This window comes from Kineococcus auxinigenes, assembly GCF_050871525.1.
Lineage (GTDB): Bacteria > Actinomycetota > Actinomycetes > Actinomycetales > Kineococcaceae > Kineococcus.
The window spans coordinates 1-15,855 of record NZ_JBKBCT010000021.1; the positions used below are offsets into that span (position 1 = coordinate 1).

Annotated in this window: 16 protein-coding genes; 10 read left to right on the forward strand and 6 right to left on the reverse strand. The window is 74.9% G+C overall.

Features of this window, described 5'->3' with window-relative positions:
• The first annotated feature begins 138 nt into the window (after positions 1 to 138).
• A complete protein-coding gene (locus ACRYR9_RS08245) occupies positions 139 to 1,044 on the forward strand; it encodes a LysR family transcriptional regulator (RefSeq protein ID WP_432494667.1) in 906 nt (301 codons plus the stop codon).
• 6 nt (positions 1,045 to 1,050) lie between these two features.
• Here the strand turns inward: ACRYR9_RS08245 and ACRYR9_RS08250 are convergent, their stop codons facing one another.
• Positions 1,051 to 2,163 carry a Gfo/Idh/MocA family oxidoreductase gene (locus ACRYR9_RS08250; protein ID WP_432494669.1) on the reverse strand — a complete coding sequence of 371 codons (1,113 nt, stop codon included), beginning with the start codon at positions 2,161 to 2,163 and terminating at the stop codon, positions 1,051 to 1,053.
• A complete protein-coding gene (locus ACRYR9_RS08255) occupies positions 2,160 to 3,176 on the reverse strand; it encodes a LacI family DNA-binding transcriptional regulator (RefSeq protein WP_432494671.1) in 1,017 nt (338 codons plus the stop codon). Before ACRYR9_RS08255 ends, ACRYR9_RS08250 begins: the two co-directional genes overlap by 4 nt.
• A 156-nt stretch (positions 3,177 to 3,332) precedes the next feature.
• On the opposite strand from ACRYR9_RS08255, the gene ACRYR9_RS08260 reads away from it, so the two are divergent.
• The 8 genes from ACRYR9_RS08260 (at position 3,333) to ACRYR9_RS08295 (ending at position 11,454) form a co-directional block, all read left to right on the forward strand.
• Positions 3,333 to 5,285, forward strand: coding sequence for a glycoside hydrolase family 127 protein (locus ACRYR9_RS08260; protein ID WP_432494673.1), 1,953 nt, complete (start codon positions 3,333 to 3,335; stop codon positions 5,283 to 5,285).
• 34 nt (positions 5,286 to 5,319) lie between these two features.
• Positions 5,320 to 6,633, forward strand: a complete 1,314-nt coding sequence (locus ACRYR9_RS08265) for an ABC transporter substrate-binding protein (RefSeq protein WP_432494675.1) — start codon at positions 5,320 to 5,322, stop codon at positions 6,631 to 6,633.
• Positions 6,630 to 7,586, forward strand: coding sequence for a carbohydrate ABC transporter permease (locus ACRYR9_RS08270; RefSeq protein WP_432494677.1), 957 nt, complete (start codon positions 6,630 to 6,632; stop codon positions 7,584 to 7,586). The genes ACRYR9_RS08265 and ACRYR9_RS08270 overlap by 4 nt, the downstream gene beginning before the upstream one ends.
• Before the next feature lie 10 nt (positions 7,587 to 7,596).
• Complete coding sequence (locus ACRYR9_RS08275) at positions 7,597 to 8,535, forward strand: carbohydrate ABC transporter permease (RefSeq protein WP_432494679.1); 939 nt, start codon at positions 7,597 to 7,599, stop codon at positions 8,533 to 8,535.
• Between the two features lie 166 nt (positions 8,536 to 8,701).
• Positions 8,702 to 9,202: a SigE family RNA polymerase sigma factor gene (locus ACRYR9_RS08280; protein ID WP_432494681.1), complete on the forward strand. Its 501-nt coding sequence runs from the start codon at positions 8,702 to 8,704 to the stop codon at positions 9,200 to 9,202.
• Positions 9,199 to 10,059, forward strand: coding sequence for a hypothetical protein (locus tag ACRYR9_RS08285; protein ID WP_432494683.1), 861 nt, complete (start codon positions 9,199 to 9,201; stop codon positions 10,057 to 10,059). The genes ACRYR9_RS08280 and ACRYR9_RS08285 overlap by 4 nt, the downstream gene beginning before the upstream one ends.
• A gap of 23 nt (positions 10,060 to 10,082) precedes the next feature.
• The gene (locus ACRYR9_RS08290) at positions 10,083 to 11,135 is read left to right on the forward strand and encodes an amidoligase family protein (RefSeq protein ID WP_432494745.1); all 1,053 of its coding nucleotides are present in this window, start codon (positions 10,083 to 10,085) and stop codon (positions 11,133 to 11,135) included.
• Between the two features lie 40 nt (positions 11,136 to 11,175).
• On the forward strand, positions 11,176 to 11,454 hold the full coding sequence (locus tag ACRYR9_RS08295) for a YciI family protein (protein WP_432494685.1): 279 nt from the start codon (positions 11,176 to 11,178) through the stop codon (positions 11,452 to 11,454).
• A 36-nt stretch (positions 11,455 to 11,490) separates the two neighbouring features.
• On the opposite strand, the gene ACRYR9_RS08300 is transcribed toward ACRYR9_RS08295, so the two are convergent.
• The 3 genes from ACRYR9_RS08300 to ACRYR9_RS08310 are packed head-to-tail and all read right to left on the reverse strand — an operon-like array spanning position 11,491 to position 14,118.
• Positions 11,491 to 12,474: an ABC transporter ATP-binding protein gene (locus ACRYR9_RS08300; RefSeq protein WP_432494687.1), complete on the reverse strand. Its 984-nt coding sequence runs from the start codon at positions 12,472 to 12,474 to the stop codon at positions 11,491 to 11,493.
• A complete protein-coding gene (locus ACRYR9_RS08305; RefSeq protein ID WP_432526017.1) occupies positions 12,471 to 13,283 on the reverse strand; it encodes an ABC transporter permease in 813 nt (270 codons plus the stop codon). Before ACRYR9_RS08305 ends, ACRYR9_RS08300 begins: the two co-directional genes overlap by 4 nt.
• A gap of 4 nt (positions 13,284 to 13,287) precedes the next feature.
• Complete coding sequence (locus ACRYR9_RS08310; RefSeq protein ID WP_432494691.1) at positions 13,288 to 14,118, reverse strand: ABC transporter permease; 831 nt, start codon at positions 14,116 to 14,118, stop codon at positions 13,288 to 13,290.
• A 141-nt stretch (positions 14,119 to 14,259) separates the two neighbouring features.
• Here ACRYR9_RS08310 and ACRYR9_RS08315 point away from each other — a divergent pair, with 141 nt between their 5' ends.
• A complete protein-coding gene (locus ACRYR9_RS08315; protein ID WP_432494693.1) occupies positions 14,260 to 14,763 on the forward strand; it encodes a DUF4383 domain-containing protein in 504 nt (167 codons plus the stop codon).
• A 47-nt stretch (positions 14,764 to 14,810) separates the two neighbouring features.
• Here ACRYR9_RS08315 and ACRYR9_RS08320 read toward each other — a convergent pair whose 3' ends face one another.
• A complete protein-coding gene (locus ACRYR9_RS08320) occupies positions 14,811 to 15,818 on the reverse strand; it encodes an ion channel (RefSeq protein ID WP_432494695.1) in 1,008 nt (335 codons plus the stop codon).
• Between the last annotated feature and the right edge of the window lie 37 nt (positions 15,819 to 15,855).

Below are 15,855 nucleotides of genomic sequence, written 5' to 3' on the forward strand. Positions count from 1 at the left end.
GCACGCCAGCGCACCCACACCTGGTCCTGCTGCTGCGGACTCAACCCGAAGGTCTGCACCGGCCCCACCTCCACACCCACCCCGCCATGATCAAAGAAGGGCGGTGCGTTGACCGGTTGAGACCGCCAAGGTTTCTGGATGGACCTGCGGCAGATGCAGTACGTCGTCACGCTCGCCGAGGAGCGGCAGTTCACCCGGGCCGCGGCGCTCACCGGCGTCTCGCAGTCGGGGCTGTCCGCCGCGATCCGCGGCCTGGAGCACGAGCTGGGCACGGCGCTGTTCGAGCGCACCTCCCGCCGGGTGGAACCCACCGACGCCGGGCGCGCGCTGCTGCCCTTCGCCCGCTCGATGCTCCAGCAGGCGGCCGCCGCCCGCGACGCCGTCGTGCAGGCGGGCCGGGAACTGTCCGGCACGCTGCGGGTGGGCGCCGAGCAGTGCCTGGGCCTGGTCGACGTCTCCGGCCTGCTGGAGCGGTTCCACCGCCGCTACCCGCAGGTGGAGGTCCACTTCGACCAGGCCGGCTCGCACGACCTGCTCGACCGGGTGCGGGCCGGTGACCTCGACGTCGCCCTGGTCGCCACCACCGAGCACCTCGGCGCGCTGCCGCACACGGTCCTGGGCACCGAGCCCCTGGTGCTGCTGTGCCCGGCGGAGCACCCGCTGGCGGCCCGCGACCGGATCGCCTGGGCGGACCTGGCCGATGTGGAGGTCATCGACTTCGCACCCTCCTGGGGGGTGCGCCCGCTCAACGACGCCGCGTGCGCGGCTCACGGGGTGCGCCGCCGGGTGCGGTTCACGGTCAGCGACGTCCACACCCTGCTGGACCTCGTGGACCGCGGCCTGGGCGCGGCCCTCGTCCCGCGGCACGTCGCGGGCAAGCCCCAGGCCGCGCGCCTGCGCGTCGTGCCCCTGCCGGACGACGCGCCGCGGTGGGTGGTCTGCGTCGTCAGCGCGCCGCGCGAGCGCGGGGCCTCGGCCGCCCCGCACCTGCTGGAGCTGCTCGTGGGCGGTCCCGGCCCGCACGCCCTTCCCGCGCCGGTCTGAGGCGGTTCACCGCAGCGCCGCCGCCCACGCCTCCCGCGTCGTCGTCACCGCCCGGCCCGTGGCGGCGGCCTCGGTGATCGCCGCCGCGACGAGCTGGTCCTGCGCCGCCTCGGCCAGCGGGTAGGGGGGCGGGCCCGCGCCGCGCACCCACGCGGCGGTGCGCAGCAGCAGCGTCGCCACCGCGATCTCCTCGTCGGACAGGCGCTCGCCCGGGAAGGGGTTGCGGTGCAGCACCTCACCGTCCAGGGAGAGGTGGTCCAGGGCGAAGCCCTGCACGTCCTGGTGGATGCCCGTCTGGCGGCGCACGATCGCCGACTCCACGACCGTGCGCTCGTCCACCAGCCGCACCACCCGGTCGTCGGTGATCTCACCGGAACTGCCGCGCACCACCAGTCGCCGGGTGCGCAGCGGGTTGCGCGTCTGCGTCTCGGTGAAGTCGTACAGGCCGCCGCGCCCGTCGCCGGCGTCGAGGACCGCCACGGTGGAGGCGGTCGGGCGGGCGGTGGTGTCGCCGGTCCAGCCGCGGCGGTCCACGGGGTTCACCAGCGCGGCGGTGCGCGTCACCGCGCTCACGCGCAGCGGCTCGGCGCCCAGGCCGGTGAACGCCCGGATCAGCGCGACCGCGTGGTGCAGCTGCGTGGAGGAGACCTGCACGTCGCCCACGGCCCCGATCAGGCCGCGGCGCACCACCTCCAGGCGGGCGGCGTTGCCCGGGTTGAGCGGGTACTGCTCGGCCACCTGCACCCGCCCGCTCGCGCCGACCTGCTCCCACAGCCGCCGCAGCGCGGGCACGTCCGCGCCGGGCGGGGTCTCGGCGAGCACCGCGGCCCCCGCGGCCACCAGGTCCGGCACGAGCACCGCACCGGCCGAGGGGGGTGCGGTGCTGACGACGAACTCCGGGTCCGTGGCCAGCAGTTCCGCGGTGCCGGCCACGACCGGCGGCCCGGAGCGCCGGGTCACCTCCCCGGCGGCGCCGGGGTCGCGGGAGAGCACCGCGGTGATGCGCAGGTGCCGCGGCAGCCGGGCCGCCACCCGCAGGAACATGCCCGCGCGGTAGCCGGTTCCGACCAGCGCGAAGCGCGCGGGCCCGCCCGGCCCGGCGCGGCCCGGGGCGTTCACACCCCCACAGTGGAGGCCCGCACCACCAGGCGCGTGGGCATCGTCGTGGTGCCCGCGACCCGGTTGCCGGCGACGGCGTCCAGCAGCAGTTCCCCCGCCCGGCGGCCCATCGCCTCCAGCCCCAGCGCGACGGTCGTCAGCGGCGGGCGAGAGGCCAGGGCGATGACGTCCCAGTCGTCGAAACCCACGACGGCGACGTCCTCGGGCACGCGCCGCCCGGCGTCGCGCAGCCCGTCGCACACCCCGCGGGCGATCTGGTCGCTGCCGCAGGTGACGGCGTCCACCTCCGGGTGCCGGCGCAGCAGCAGCTCCGCCGCCAGGCGGCCCCAGCGCTCGCTCCAGTCCCCGTGCAGCGGCTCGCCGAGCAGGTGCCCGCCGGCCTCGGCGACGGCGGCGTCGCGGCGCACCACCGCGGCGTGGTGGTCGGCCGGTCCGGTCACGTGCGCCACCCGCCGGCGGCCGAGGTCCAGCACGTGCCGCACGGCGGCGGCGGCCCCACCGGCCTGGTCGACGACCAGGCTGGTGTCGGCCGGGTCCTGCGAGGGGGTGAAGGCGTACACGACCGGCACGTGGCCGGGGGTGGCGACCGGCGGGCGCGGTTCGGTGCGCCGGCCGGTCACGATGATGCCGTCGACGCGGCGGGCCAGCAGGGTGCGCAGGTAGTGCTGCTCGCGCAGCGGGTCGTCGCGGCTGTCGCACAGCAGCACGACCATCTCCCCGGCGCCCAGGGTGTTCTCCGCGCCCAGCATCACCGGGATGGAGAAGCGGCCGAAGCTGTCGGTGGTGATCAGGCCCACCGTGTAGCTGCGCCCGGAGGACAGCCCGCGCCCCAGGGAGTCGGGGGTGAAGCCGAGCTGCTCGGCGGCGCGCCGCACCCGCTCGCGGGTCTCCGCGCGCAGCTGCCCGGTGCCGTTCAGCGCCTTGGAGGCCGTGCCGGGGGAGACGCCGGCGAGGGCGGCGACGTCCACGATCCGCGGCGGGGTGTTCACCGCCGGAACGCTCGTTTCCGTCATGCCGCGCCTCCTGTTCCTCGACGGGCGACGTCCTCGGCCCGGGGACCCACGACTGTACCTCCCTTGACGCTGACTGCCTGGGGTCGTAGCGTGCGCCGCAGAAAACGTGTTCCTTCGTTTCCCCAGGAAGCGGCGGACCGACTCGACGGAGAGCTGATGACCACGACCGCGCCCGCCCCCAGCACCACGACCCCGGCGCCCGTCGCCCCGGCCGCGCCCACCGCGGACGCCGCTGTCGCGCTGCACCCGGTCCCTTCCGGCCGCGCCCGCATCACCGGCGGGTTCTGGCACGAGCGCCAGGACGCCAACCGCCGCCAGGCGATCCGCACCGGCTACGAGAAGCTCGAGACCGCCGGGAACCTGCAGAACCTGCGCATCGCGGCGGGCACCGCCACCGGCGAGGTGCGCGGGCCGATCTTCATGGACTCCGACGTCTACAAGTGGCTCGAGGCCGCCGGGTGGGAGTACGGGCGCGAGCCCGACGAGGAGGTCCTCGGCTGGATCCGCGAGATCACCGGGATCGTCGCCGCCGCCCAGGCCGAGGACGGGTACCTCGACTCCGTGCAGCAGGTCCGCGGGAACGGCGCGCGCTACGTCGACCTGCCCTGGAGCCACGAGCACTACTGCGCCGGGCACCTCTTCCAGGCCGCCGTCGCCATCCACCGCACCACCGGTGAGACCGGCCTGCTCGACGTCGCCGTCAAGCTCGCCGACCACCTCGTCGCCACCTTCGGCCCGGGGAAGACGGAAGAGGTCGACGGGCACCCCGTGGTCGAGATGGGCCTGGTGGAGCTGTACCGGGAGACCGGGAACCGCGCCTACCTGGACCTGGCGCAGTGGTTCGTCGACGCGCGCGGACACGGCATCATCGAGCAGCACGGCAAGGAGCCCACCTACTTCTCCGACCGCGTGCCGGTGCGCGAGGCCGACACCGTGGAGGGGCACTCGGTGCGCGCGGTGTACCTGACGGCCGGTGCCGCCGACGTCGCCGCCGAGACCGGCGACGCCGAGCTGCTGGCTGCGCTGACCCGGCAGTGGGAGGGCATGACCTCCACCAAGACGTACGTGACCGGCGGCATCGGGGCGCGCTGGGACTTCGAGCAGTTCGGCGACCACTACGAGCTCGGCCCGGACCGCGCCTACGCCGAGAGCTGCGCCGCCATCGGCAGCGTGCAGTGGTCCTGGCGGATGCTGCTGGCCACCGGCGAGACCCGCTACGCCGACCTCGTCGAGCGCACCCTCTACAACGCGTTCCTGCCCGGCGTCTCGCTGGCCGGCACCGAGTACTTCTACGTCAACCCGCTGCAGATGCGCGCCGGCGCCCACACCGACGAGGAGCGCAGCGCCGCGCACGGCCGCCGCCCGTGGTTCGACTGCGCCTGCTGCCCGCCGAACATCATGCGCACCCTGTCCAGCCTGGACGCCTACGTGGCGACCACCACCGGCGACGGCGTCCAGCTGCACCAGTTCGCCACCGGCACCGTGCGCGCCGACGTGGCGGGCGGCGTGGAGCTGGCCGTCAGCACCGACTACCCCTGGGACGGCACCGTCCGCGTGGAGGTCCGCGAGCCCGGCGAGGGCGAGTGGGAGCTCGCGCTGCGCGTGCCCGGCTGGGCCGAGGGCGCCACCGCCACCGTCGCCGGCGAGGGCGTGGAGGCCACCGCGGGCGAGTACCTGCGCGTGCGCCGCGGGTGGTCCGCCGGGGACGTCGTGGAGCTCGTGCTGCCGATGGGCGTGCGCGTCGTCGAGGCCGACCCGCGCGTGGACGCCGTGCGCGGCGCCGTCGCCGTCGAGCGCGGCCCGCTCGTGTACTGCGTGGAGCAGCCCGACCTGCCCGCCGACCTCGTCGCGGACGACGTCCGGGTGCGCGTGGCGGAACTGCGCGGCGCCCGCGCCGAGCACCGCCCCGACCTGCTCGGTGGCGTTTCCGTGCTGCAGCTGCCGGTGCACCGCGCCCTCGGTGCGGCCAGCGGACCGCTGTACCGGCCGGCCGGTGACGAGGCGCCCGAGCAGGCCGCCCCCGAGACCGTGGAGGTCCCGGCGATCCCCTACTACGCCTGGGCCAACCGCGAGGTCGGGCCCATGCGCGTCTGGCTGCCGCGGGCCTGAACCGGCCCGCCCACCTGAGAGACCGAGGAGAGCGATGGTGCTTCCCCGCAGGAACGTCCTGGGCCTGGGAGGGCTGGCGGCGCTGAGCGCGCTGCTGCCCTCCTGCGCCTCCACCCTTCCCGAACCCGACGTCACCGCCGCCGGGTTCGGGCAGGACGCCACCGGCACCGTCCGGCTGTGGTGCCGGGCGGCCACCGTCGGCGGCGTCCGCCAGACCGTCGACGCCTTCAACGCCTCCCAGGACCGGGTGCGGGTGGAGGTGACGCCCGTCCTGGACGGTCAGTACGTCACCAAGCTCGCCACCGCGATCCGCGGCGGCAACGTCCCGGACATCGTCGACATCGACGACATCAACTCGATGCTCTTCATCTACCGGGACACCTTCACCGACCTCACCCCCCTGGTGGAGCAGCTCGACTTCGCAGACCGGCTCAACCCCGGCCAGCTGGGGCTGGCCACCCGGGACGGCCGGCACTACGGGGTCCCGTACATCGCCGACAACTCCGCGCTCTTCTACAACACCGAGCTGCTGGAGCGCGCCGGCGTGGACGTCGAGACCGCCACCGCGGACCTGGACGGCATGCTCACCGCCGCCCGCGCGGTGGGGGAGCTGGGCGACGGCTCGTACGGGCTGTCCATCGACGGCAACGCCGCGGGCATCCTGGGGTTCGTCGTCCAGCCCCACGTGTGGGCCGCCGGTGAGCGGAACATCGTCGGCGAGGTCGGCGATCAGCAGGGCGACATCGTCGGCAACGACGCCGTCCGGCGCACCTTCGAGTTCTACCGGACGCTGTGGGAGGAGGGCCTGATGCCGCAGGCCAACTTCTCCGGGGACGGCGCCCGCTGGGGCGCGCCCTTCACCGAGGGGAACGTGGCGCTGTTCCCCGCGAACTACTCGGTCGCCGTCCTCGGTGCCGACCCGCAGATGCAGGCCAAGACGGGCGTGAAGCTGCTGCCGGGCCCCGACGGCGGGAGGGCGACGTTCGCCGGCGGCGACAACCTGTGCATCCCGCGGGGGGCGTCCAACGCCTCGGGTGCGTGGCAGTTCGCCCGGTTCGCCCTGGACCTGCCGCAGCAGACCAACCTCCCGGCCGGCGGGTTCATCCCCGTCCGCTCGGACGCGGCGACGGAGGAGTACCGCCAGACGTACCCCCTGGCCGTGGCACCCCTGGAGCAGATCGAGGAGGCGTACGCACCCGTGACACTCGCCTACAACCTGCTGTTCAACCAGCAGGACTCGCCCTGGATCGCCGCCTTCCGGCAGGCCGTCTTCGACGGGGACGTCGACGGCGCCCTGGTCACCGGCCAGGAGGGCTTCGACCGCATCCTCGAGCAGGCGCAGCTGTGAGCGCCGTCGCGGACCGCACCGCGTCGCGCCCGCCCCGTCCCGCCCGGGGCGGGCGTCCCGCCGGCAGGGGCGGCAGCAGCGGCAACTCCCTCACCCACCCCACCCGCACCGGTGTGCTGCTGGTGCTGCCGGCGCTGGCGTTCGTCGTCGTCTTCGTGCTGGTGCCGCTGGTCTTCGCGGTCTATATGTCGCTGACCAACTGGCCGCTCATCGGCTCCTACGACTTCATCGGCTTCGGCAACTACGCCGGGGTCGCCCAGGACCCGGTGTTCTGGAAGTCGGTCGGGTACACCGTCCTGTACACGGCGATCGTCACGCTGCCCATCCTCCTGGTCGGCTACGTCCTGGCCGTGCTGGTGCGTTCCAACCGCCGCGGCTCCACCCTGTTCCGGACGGTCTTCTTCCTGCCCTACGTCATCGGCCTGACCACCCTGAGCTTCCTGCTCGTCCTGGAGGCCCAGCCCAGCTCAGGTGCGGTGAACATCGTGCTGGAGGGGCTCGGCATCACCGACGGCACGACCGCCTGGCTGGCCGACGGCCCGCTGGCCACCGGCCTGATCTGCGTGATGATCATCTGGGCGGTCTCGGGGCTGACGATGGTGCTGCTCATGGGCGGCATGCAGGGCATCCCGCGCGAGGTGTACGAGTCCGCGGAGATGGACGGCGCGAGCTGGTGGCAGCGCGAGCGCAGCATCACCGTCCCGATGCTCCGCAAGACGATCGCGATGAGCCTGGTCATCTCCGTCATCGGCTCGCTGCTGGCGTTCACCCAGTTCTACGTCCTCACCCGCGGCGGGCCGGGGACGGACACCCAGACCGTGGTCATGTACATCTACCAGCGGGGTTTCGTGCAGCTGCAGCTCGGTGCCGCCTCCGCGCTGTCGGTCGTCCTCGTTCTCGTCATCGGCCTGGTCACCGCCGCCCAGTTCCGCCTGCTGCGTGAGAAGGACTGAGGGAGCCGTCGTGTCCACCACCATGCCCACCAACCTCGCCACCGCACCGGCGAGCGCCCCGCAGCGCCGCACCCGGACCCGCCCCTCGGCGGGCCCGGACCGCGCCCGGGCGGAGAGCCGCACCAAGGTCACCCTGTACGCCGTCGGCGGGGTCCTGGCGGCGCTGGTCTTCCTCGTCCCGCTGGTGTGGTCCGTGCTGCGGTCCTTCCAGCCCAACGACGCCATCGTCTCCACCACGCCCACCTGGGCGCAGCTGACCTCCTTCACGGGGGAGAACTTCCGGGCCCTGTTCAACGGCGACGCCGACATCCTGCGCTCCGTCGGCAACAGCCTCGTGGTCTCGATCGCCACGGCGCTGCTGACGGCCTTCCTGGCCACCCTCGCCGGCTACGGTTTCGGACGGTTCGGCTTCCGCGGCCGCAACGTCCTGTTCGGCCTGGTCGTGGTGACGATGATGGTGCCCTTCCAGGCGATCATCACGCCGCTGTACCTGCAGATGAACGCCATGGGCCTGACCGACTCCCGGCTCGGTCTGGTGCTCTTCTACTCCACCGTCAACCTGCCGTTCGGCGTGTTCGTCATGCGCAACGCCTTCGAGTCCATCCCCGCGGAGATCGAGGACTCCGCGCACGTGGACGGCGCCGGCACGGTGCGCACGCTGACCTCCGTGTTGCGGCCGATGCTGGTGCCGGGCATCGCCACCAGCGCCCTGTACGCCTTCCTGGCCTCGTGGACGGAGTTCCTGGGGGCGCTGACGTTCCTCACCGACGACCGCAAGTACACCCTGCCGCTGTCGCTGGTGAACCTGCAGTCCGGTGCCTACGGGGCCGTCAACTTCGGCTACCTCGTCGCGGGAGCGGTCGTGGCGATGATCCCCTGCGTGATCCTCTACGTCGCCCTGCAGCGCTTCTACGTCGCCGGCCTGGCCTCCGGCGCCGTCAAGGGCTGACCCCCACCCCCTCCACCCCCGCAGCCCCCTCCAGCCACCCCCACCCGCGGTGGTCTTGCACGGTTGAGCGTTCACCCGTGCAAGATCACCGCGGGTTCGTTCGTGGGTGGGGCAACCCGGTGGGGGTCTGCGGCGTCTGAGGGGGTAGTCGTCGCGAGGAGGGGCCGTGGAAGGGTCGTTCGAGGAGTTCGTCGCCGCGGGCGGCGGCAGGCTCCTGCGGACCGCGCTGCTGCTCACCGGTGACCGCGCCGCCGCCGAGGACCTGGTGCAGGACGTCCTGGAGCGCGCGTACGTGCGCTGGCGCTCCATCGAGGACCCGCACGCCTACACCCGCACGGCGATGACGCGCGCCGTCACCGACCGGTGGCGGCGGGTGGCGCGGCGCCCGCGGGAGGTGGAGCTGCAGGACTGGCACGGGCGTGCCGTCCCCGACGGCGCCGCGGACCGCGCCGTGCGCGCGGACGTGGTGGACCGCTTGCGGAGGCTGCCGCCGCGGCAGCGGGCCGTCATCGTGCTGCGCTACTTCGAGGACTGGTCCGAGGAGCGCATCGCGGAGGAGCTGGACGTCTCGCGCGGGACCGTCAAGAGCCAGGCCTCCAAGGGCCTGGCCCGGCTGCGCGAGCTCATGGGTGCGGACGAGGACGAGGGGGCGATGAGCCGGTGGTGAACGAGGTCGAGGAACGGCTGCGGCGCGAGATGGCGGCCGCGGTGCAGGACGTGGAGGCTCCGGCGTGGCTGCCGGCCGCGGCGCGCCGGGGAGGGCGGCGCCGCGCGAACCGGCGGCGCGCGCTGCTGGCGGCCCCCGCCGCGGCGGCGGCCGTGGGCGCCGTCGGCGTCGCTTCGTGGGGCGGCTGGTCCCGGCCGGGGGAGACGTCGGTGGTCTCGCCGGCGGCCTCGGGCGCGCCGGCGGTGCAGCCCGACGTGCGGACCAGCGCGGGTCCGGCCGGCGGGCAGGAGGCCCTGCAGGAGGCGGCGCGCGCCGCGGTGGAGCAGGCCAGGGCCCTGGAGGCCTACTTCGCGGCCGGGTACGACTACGACGACGCCGTGGCGCTGGGCCGGTCGTGGAACGTCGAGCCCGGTGAGGCCAAGGCCACCGCCGGCGCGGACCTGCTCGCGGGCCGTCCGGTGCCGCTGGAGCCCACCGGCGAGCCGTACGTCGCCGCACCGGCGGACGAGGAGCTCGTGGCGTACTTCGGCGCCGGGTACGGCTACGCCGACGCCGTGGAGCTGGGGCGGCTGTGGAACGTCGAACCCGCGGAGGCCAAGACGACCGCGGGGGCGCACCTGCTGGCCGGCGAGGAGCTGCCGTTCGAGCCCGTCGAGCAGCCCGTCGAGCAGATCGCCACCGAGCCGGCCGTGCCGGCCGACGACCGGGCCCCGCAGCGCGACGCGTTCTTCGCGGCCGGCTACACGTACGACGACGCCGTGGAACTGGGGGCGGTGTGGAACGTGGACGCCTGGGAGGCGAAGGCGCTGGCCGGGGAACGCCTGCTGGCCGGTGAGACGCTGCCGGTGCAGCCCTGAGCACCCTGGACGACGAGCTGCTCCTGCGCCGGCGCACCGGCGTGGAGGTGGAGCTGCTCGCACCGCGCGGGTCCAGCCGCCGGCACCTCGCCGGCGAGCTGGCCCGCCGGTGCGGCGGCGCGGTGCGCCCGGTGTTCCACGCGGACAGCGAGACGTCGGCGACGGCGGGCGTCGCGAGGTTCTGGCACCTGACGCCGGGGTTCGAGGTCCTGGGGGCCGACGGTGCGCTGCTGTGCCGCCTCGTGGACGACACCACGATCGTGCAGGACCTGGACCCCTCGGCCGCACCGGCCCCGGGCTGGTACCGGGTGCTCACCGACGACGCGCGCCTGCTGCGCCTGGTCGCCGCGCGCACCGACCCGGCGGAGGGGATCGGGTCGGTGCTGGAACCGGTGGCGGAACTGTTCGGCACCCGGGTCACCGCCGTGGGAGCGGTGTTCCGCGTGGACGACGGCGCGGGGGCCAGCGTGGCGATGGCGGCGCCGCTGCCGGGGGAGCGTGAACGGCCCTGCGAGGTCATCACCCCACCCCTGGTGACCGACCACCTCGCCGCGCTGGAGGCGCTGCTGGCGCCGGCGCGCGAGCTGGGTTTCACCGTCCCCGCCGAGGCGGCGGTGCACCTGCACCTGGACGCGGCACCGTTCCTCGACGTCGCCGCCTTCTGCGGCCTGCTGCGGCTGTTCGGCCCGTGGCGCGAGGGCCTGCGCGTGCTGCTGGGCACCAACCCGGCGTGCCGGCGCCTGGGCCCGCTGCCGCCGGGGCTGGTGGCGCTGGCGGAGCGGGAGTGGACCGGGTGGGAGGAGCTGCGGGCCGCCGCGGCGGCCACGGGCGACTCGAAGTTCCGCGACGTCAACCTCACCCACGTGCTGGGCACGCACCCCGGGCCGCCGACCCTGGAGGTGCGGGTGCTGCCGGGGTGCGCCGACGGCCCCGGGATCGTCGGGCGCGCCGCCCTCGTGGAGGCGCTGCTGGAGCGGTTCTGCTCCGGTGAGCCCTTGCCGGCTCCCCCCGGGAACGCCACCGCGGCCGCGGACGCGCTGCGCACCCTCGCCGGGCACGTGCCGGCGCGGCGGTAGCGTCCTGGGCGACAACCGCCGCCGCAGGAGGAGAACCCCCGTGCCGTACTTCGTCGCCACCTACGCCTACACGCCCGACACCGCCGCCCGCGACGAGGTCCGCCCCGTGCACCGCGAGTGGCTCGCCGGTCTGGGTGAGCGCCTGGTGCTGTCCGGGCCCACCGACGCCGACGGTGCCGTGCTGGTGTTCGAGGCGCCCGACGCGGCCGCCGTGGAGGCGCTGCTGGACGAGGACCCCTTCACCACCGGGGGGATCGTGGCCGAGCGCCGCGTCGTCGGCTGGAACCCGATCCTGGGGCGCCTCGCCGGCTCCCTCTGACCGCTCCACCCCGACCGGCCCGCGCAGGACCCGGCGTCAGCGGCGCGCGGAGGCGTACAGCTGCCGCACGACGTCGGCGACGTCGGGTTCCTCCACGGACAGGTCCCGCACGTCGGCCAGCCGCGACACCCCGGCCAGGACCTGCGCGGCCGTGGTGGTGGTGGGGTCGAACGCCAGGCGCTGGCGCAGCCCCTCGGCCTCCACCGCCACCAGGTCCGCGCCGGGCACGCGCAGCGGCGGGACGGGTTCGCGCAGGTCCACCACGAGGACGCGGCGGGCGCCCACGCGCCGCGCCAGGCCGGGCAGGTCCCCGTCGTAGGCCAGGCGACCGGAGTCCACCACCAGGACGCGGTCGCACAGCCGCTGCACGTCGCCCATGTCGTGGGTGGTCAGCAGCAGCGTGGTGCCGTGCGTCTCGCGCTCGCTGCGCAGGAAGCGCCGCAGCCGCTCGCTGGACAGGACGTCCAGGCCGATGGTGGGTTCGTCCAGCAGCAGCAGTTCGGGGGAGTGCAGCAGCGCCGCGGCGACCTCCCCGCGCATGCGCTGCCCCAGGGACAGCTGCCGCACCGGGGTGGCCAGGAACGCGGCGAGGTCGAGGCGCTCGACGAGGTCGTCCAGGCGTGCGCGGCGGCGCTCGCGCGGCAGCCCGTGGATCGCGGCGAGCAGGCGGAACGACTCCGCCAGCGGCAGGTCCCACCACAGCTGGCTGCGCTGGCCGAAGACCACCCCGATGCGGCGGGCGAGGTCGCGGCGCTGCGCGGCCGGGTCCATCCCGCAGGTGCGCACGGTCCCCGAGGTGGGAACGAGGATCCCGGTGAGCAGCTTCACCGTGGTGGACTTCCCGGCGCCGTTGGCGCCGATGAACCCGACCGACTCGCCGCGCTCCACCCGCACGGACAGCCCGTCCACGGCGCGCACGACGTGCCGCCGCCGGCGCAGGCGCCCCGCGCGCACCCGCAGGACGTACTCGCGCACCAGGTCGCGCACCTCCAGGGCCGGGCCGTCCACGAGCCCGCTCACGAGCCGGCTCCCGTGTACCGGCGCACCCCGGCGCGCCACAGCAGCAGCGCCACCGCCCACGCCGGCGCGGCCGCCAGCGGGGTGCACCAGCCCAGCCAGGACGGCAGCCCGGCGGGCCCGGGCTGACCGGTCAGCGCGAGCACCGGCAGGTACGCCACGAAGCTCGCCGGCACCAGGTAGGTGAACGCCCACCGCAGCGGTCCCGGGTACAGGGACGCGGGGTGCTGGGCGGCGTTCGCGCCGCCGTAGGTGAAGGCGTTCGCGGCCTCGCGGCCCTCCAGGAGCCAGAACTGCAGCGCGCCGGCGGCGACGAACAGGGCCGAGAACACCGCGGTGCCGCCCAGCACCGAGGAGAGCAGCAACCAGGCCGCGCCGGCGGAGGGCTCCACGCCCACCCTGGGCAGCGCGACCACCAGGACGACCAGCCCCACGGCTGCGCGACCCAGCCGCCGCAGCGACACCTCCGAGGTGGCCAGCTGCGCCAGCAGCGGCAGCGGGCGCAGCAGGAACGCGTCCAGGGTGCCCTCGCGCACGTGCCGGGGCAGCTCGTCGACGTGCCCGACGAGCAGGTCGGCGAGCGCGAACGCGAGGTTCGCCAGCGCGAACACCAGCGCGGCCCGCCACACGTCCAGCCCGCCGAGGGAGTCCACTCGGGAGAACACCACGTACAAGGTGGCGAACTCGCTGACGCCCACGCCGACGTTCGCCAGCACGTCCGCCGCGAAGGACGTGCGGTACGTCAGCTGGGCCCGCACCCGGGAGGCCAGGACCGCCCGGTACGCCGTGAGCGCCACCCGGTGATCAGCCACGTCCTCAGCCACCCTGCACCACCAGCCGCCGCGAACCGGCGGCCAGCAGGACCCGCCCGAGCAGGACGAGCCCCGCCAGCCACGCCAGCTGCACGGCCACGACGCCCAGCGCCGCCGGCCCGGTGACCACGCCGGTGAACACGTCCGCGGGTGCCTGGAGCACCGAGGGGAACGGGGTGGCCGCCGCCAGGGCCGCCAGCCACGGCGGGAACCACGCCACGGGCACCGCCAACCCGGTCAGGACGGTCGCGCACACCGTGTACAGCAGCAGGATCCCGCGCACGTCCACCAGCCAGAACGCGGTGAGGCCCACGGCCCAGCGCAGCGCGAAGGAGATCGACACCCCCAGCACCAGGGACAGCAGGCCCAGCAGGTGGCCGCCGGGTTCGCCCGGCAGCGCCAGGCCGGTGCTCAGGGCCCCGACGAGCAGCGGCGGCAGGCCGCGCGGCAGCAGCTGGAACGCGGCGCGCCCCAGGTCCTCCGCCCAGGCGGCCAGCTGCGGGTCCACCGGCCGGGCCAGGTCCACCGCGATGTCGCCGGTGCGCACCCGCCGCGCCAGGTGGTCGTCGGCGAAGACCGACAGGGGGGCGAGCAGGGCCTGGCTGACCCACGCGAACGTCGCGGCCTGCGCGATGCCGTACCCGGCGACGGAACCGCCCGCTGCGGCGACGGTCCCGGTCAGCACGGCGGCCTTGATCGCACCGAACACGGTGTTCGCCAGCGCCCCGGCCGCCGTGGCGGCCCGGTAGGCGGAGTAGCGGCGGAAACCGGCGACCACCAGGACGGGGTAGGCCAGGACGGGGGAGGCCAGGACGGAAGAGGCGGTCGCCGGCACGGTCGCCGACCCTACCGGCGACCGGCCGCCGCGACGGGGGGTTCCGGCGCCGCTCGCCTTGCCGTCCCGGCCGCGGTGCCTACCGTGGGAGGGGACGGCTCGAACGCCCGGGCCGGCCCGCCCACGCCCTGGGGGTCCTCCGTGAGCAGCACCCGCACGTCGACGTCGTCCCGGCTGTCCGTCCACCGCTCGCCCGTCTCGCTGACCTCGCTCCTGGTCGGGATCGCCTTCCTGCTCGTGGGGGTGATGGGTTTCATCCCGGGGATCACCACCGACTACGGGCAGCTGAGCTGGGCCGGGCCCGACTCCCACGCGCACCTGCTGGGCGTCTTCCAGGTGTCCGTCCTGCACAACGTCCTGCACCTGCTCTTCGGCGTGCTCGGGGTGGTCCTGGCCCGCTGGTCGGACGCCGCGAAGGCGTACCTGCTCGTCGGTGGCGCCGCCTACCTGGGCCTGTGGGTGTACGGCCTCGTCGTCGCCCAGGACGCGCAGGCGAACTTCGTGCCGCTGAACACCGCCGACGACTGGCTGCACCTGGGCCTGGGGGCCGGCATGGTCCTGTTCGGGCTGCTCATGCCGCGCCGCACGTCCACGGGCACGGCGCAGACGTACGCCGGGGGCACCGCCGGTGGCGACGTGCAGTGAGCGGCCGCTGAACCGGCCCCGACGCAGCGGGTCGGCGGCCCGCTGCGTCACCCGGTCTGCGGCCAGGTCCAGCCGCTGTTCTCGACCACCCGGCGCAACCCGGCGCGCCGGTCGCCCTGCGCACGGACCGCCCGCTCGAAGGTGCCGCCGTCGGTGAGGGGGACACCCGCCTCCGCGAGCGCGGTCAGCGCGGGGGCGGGCGGTGCGTCGGGGGTGGGCACCAGGGCCGACGTGGCGGCGACGGTCCGCGCGTAGCCGCTGACGGCCTCCCGCACCGGCGCCACGGTGCTGTCGTCGGGGCGGGCGTCCGCGGCGACAGCGGCGCTGAGGATCAGCGCGGCCTCGTCCAGGGTCGCGACGGCCAGCGATGCCGCTGCCCCGGCCCTGCCGGTGTGGCAGTAGTGCAGCACCGGGTAGGCCAGGTGCTGCTCGGCCACCTGGGCCACCTCGCTGCTGAGGTTCACGAGGTGCTGGGTGAATGCGGAGCTGAACCGCCCACCGCTCCAGCCGCGCGCCACCACTTCCTGGGGGTGCGCGCCCAGGGCGAAGACGTGCACCGCCAGGGCCCGGGCGGCGACGACGGCCTGAACCACCGAGAGCAGGTACGTGACGGCGAGGGTGATCAGCAGGAAACCGGTGAAGCCGGCGACCGCGGCGAGCAACCGCCACCCCGGCTGGTTCGCGGTGTAGTCGCCCACGCCGAGGGTGGCGGTGGAGAAGCCGGCGAAGTAGACGGTGTCGAGCATCCCCGCGGCCCGGCCGGTCGTGGAGTTCACGACCGCGCCGCTGCCGAGGAACAGCAGCGACCACCCCGCCCACAGCAGCAGGACCCACGTCGACGCCGTCACCGTCAGCATCAGCACCCCGGAGAACCGCAGCGGCGTGCCCTCCCGGCCCCGGGGGTGGCGCCACAGCACGGCCCGCCACAGCGCTCCCGTGACCCGCCTCGTCAGCGGCCCGGCCCCGGTGCTCACGGACAACGTGGTCACCAGGGCGTCGACGAGGACGAGGACGACGAGCACGGTCCCCGTGATGATCTCCACTGCTGTCAGCACCGGTCCATGGTGCCGTCCGCCGGCGGTGGGCTACGGT

What these genes read in the sequence shown, in the direction of transcription:
- ACRYR9_RS08245 (WP_432494667.1), top strand. Translation starts at nt 139, where the DNA reads ATGGACCTGCGGCAGATGCAGTACGTCGTCACGCTCGCCGAGGAGCGG.
- ACRYR9_RS08255 (WP_432494671.1), bottom strand. Translation starts at nt 3,176, where the DNA reads ATGACGGAAACGAGCGTTCCGGCGGTGAACACCCCGCCGCGGATCGTG.
- ACRYR9_RS08265 (WP_432494675.1), top strand. Translation starts at nt 5,320, where the DNA reads ATGGTGCTTCCCCGCAGGAACGTCCTGGGCCTGGGAGGGCTGGCGGCG.
- ACRYR9_RS08260 (WP_432494673.1), top strand. Translation starts at nt 3,333, where the DNA reads ATGACCACGACCGCGCCCGCCCCCAGCACCACGACCCCGGCGCCCGTC.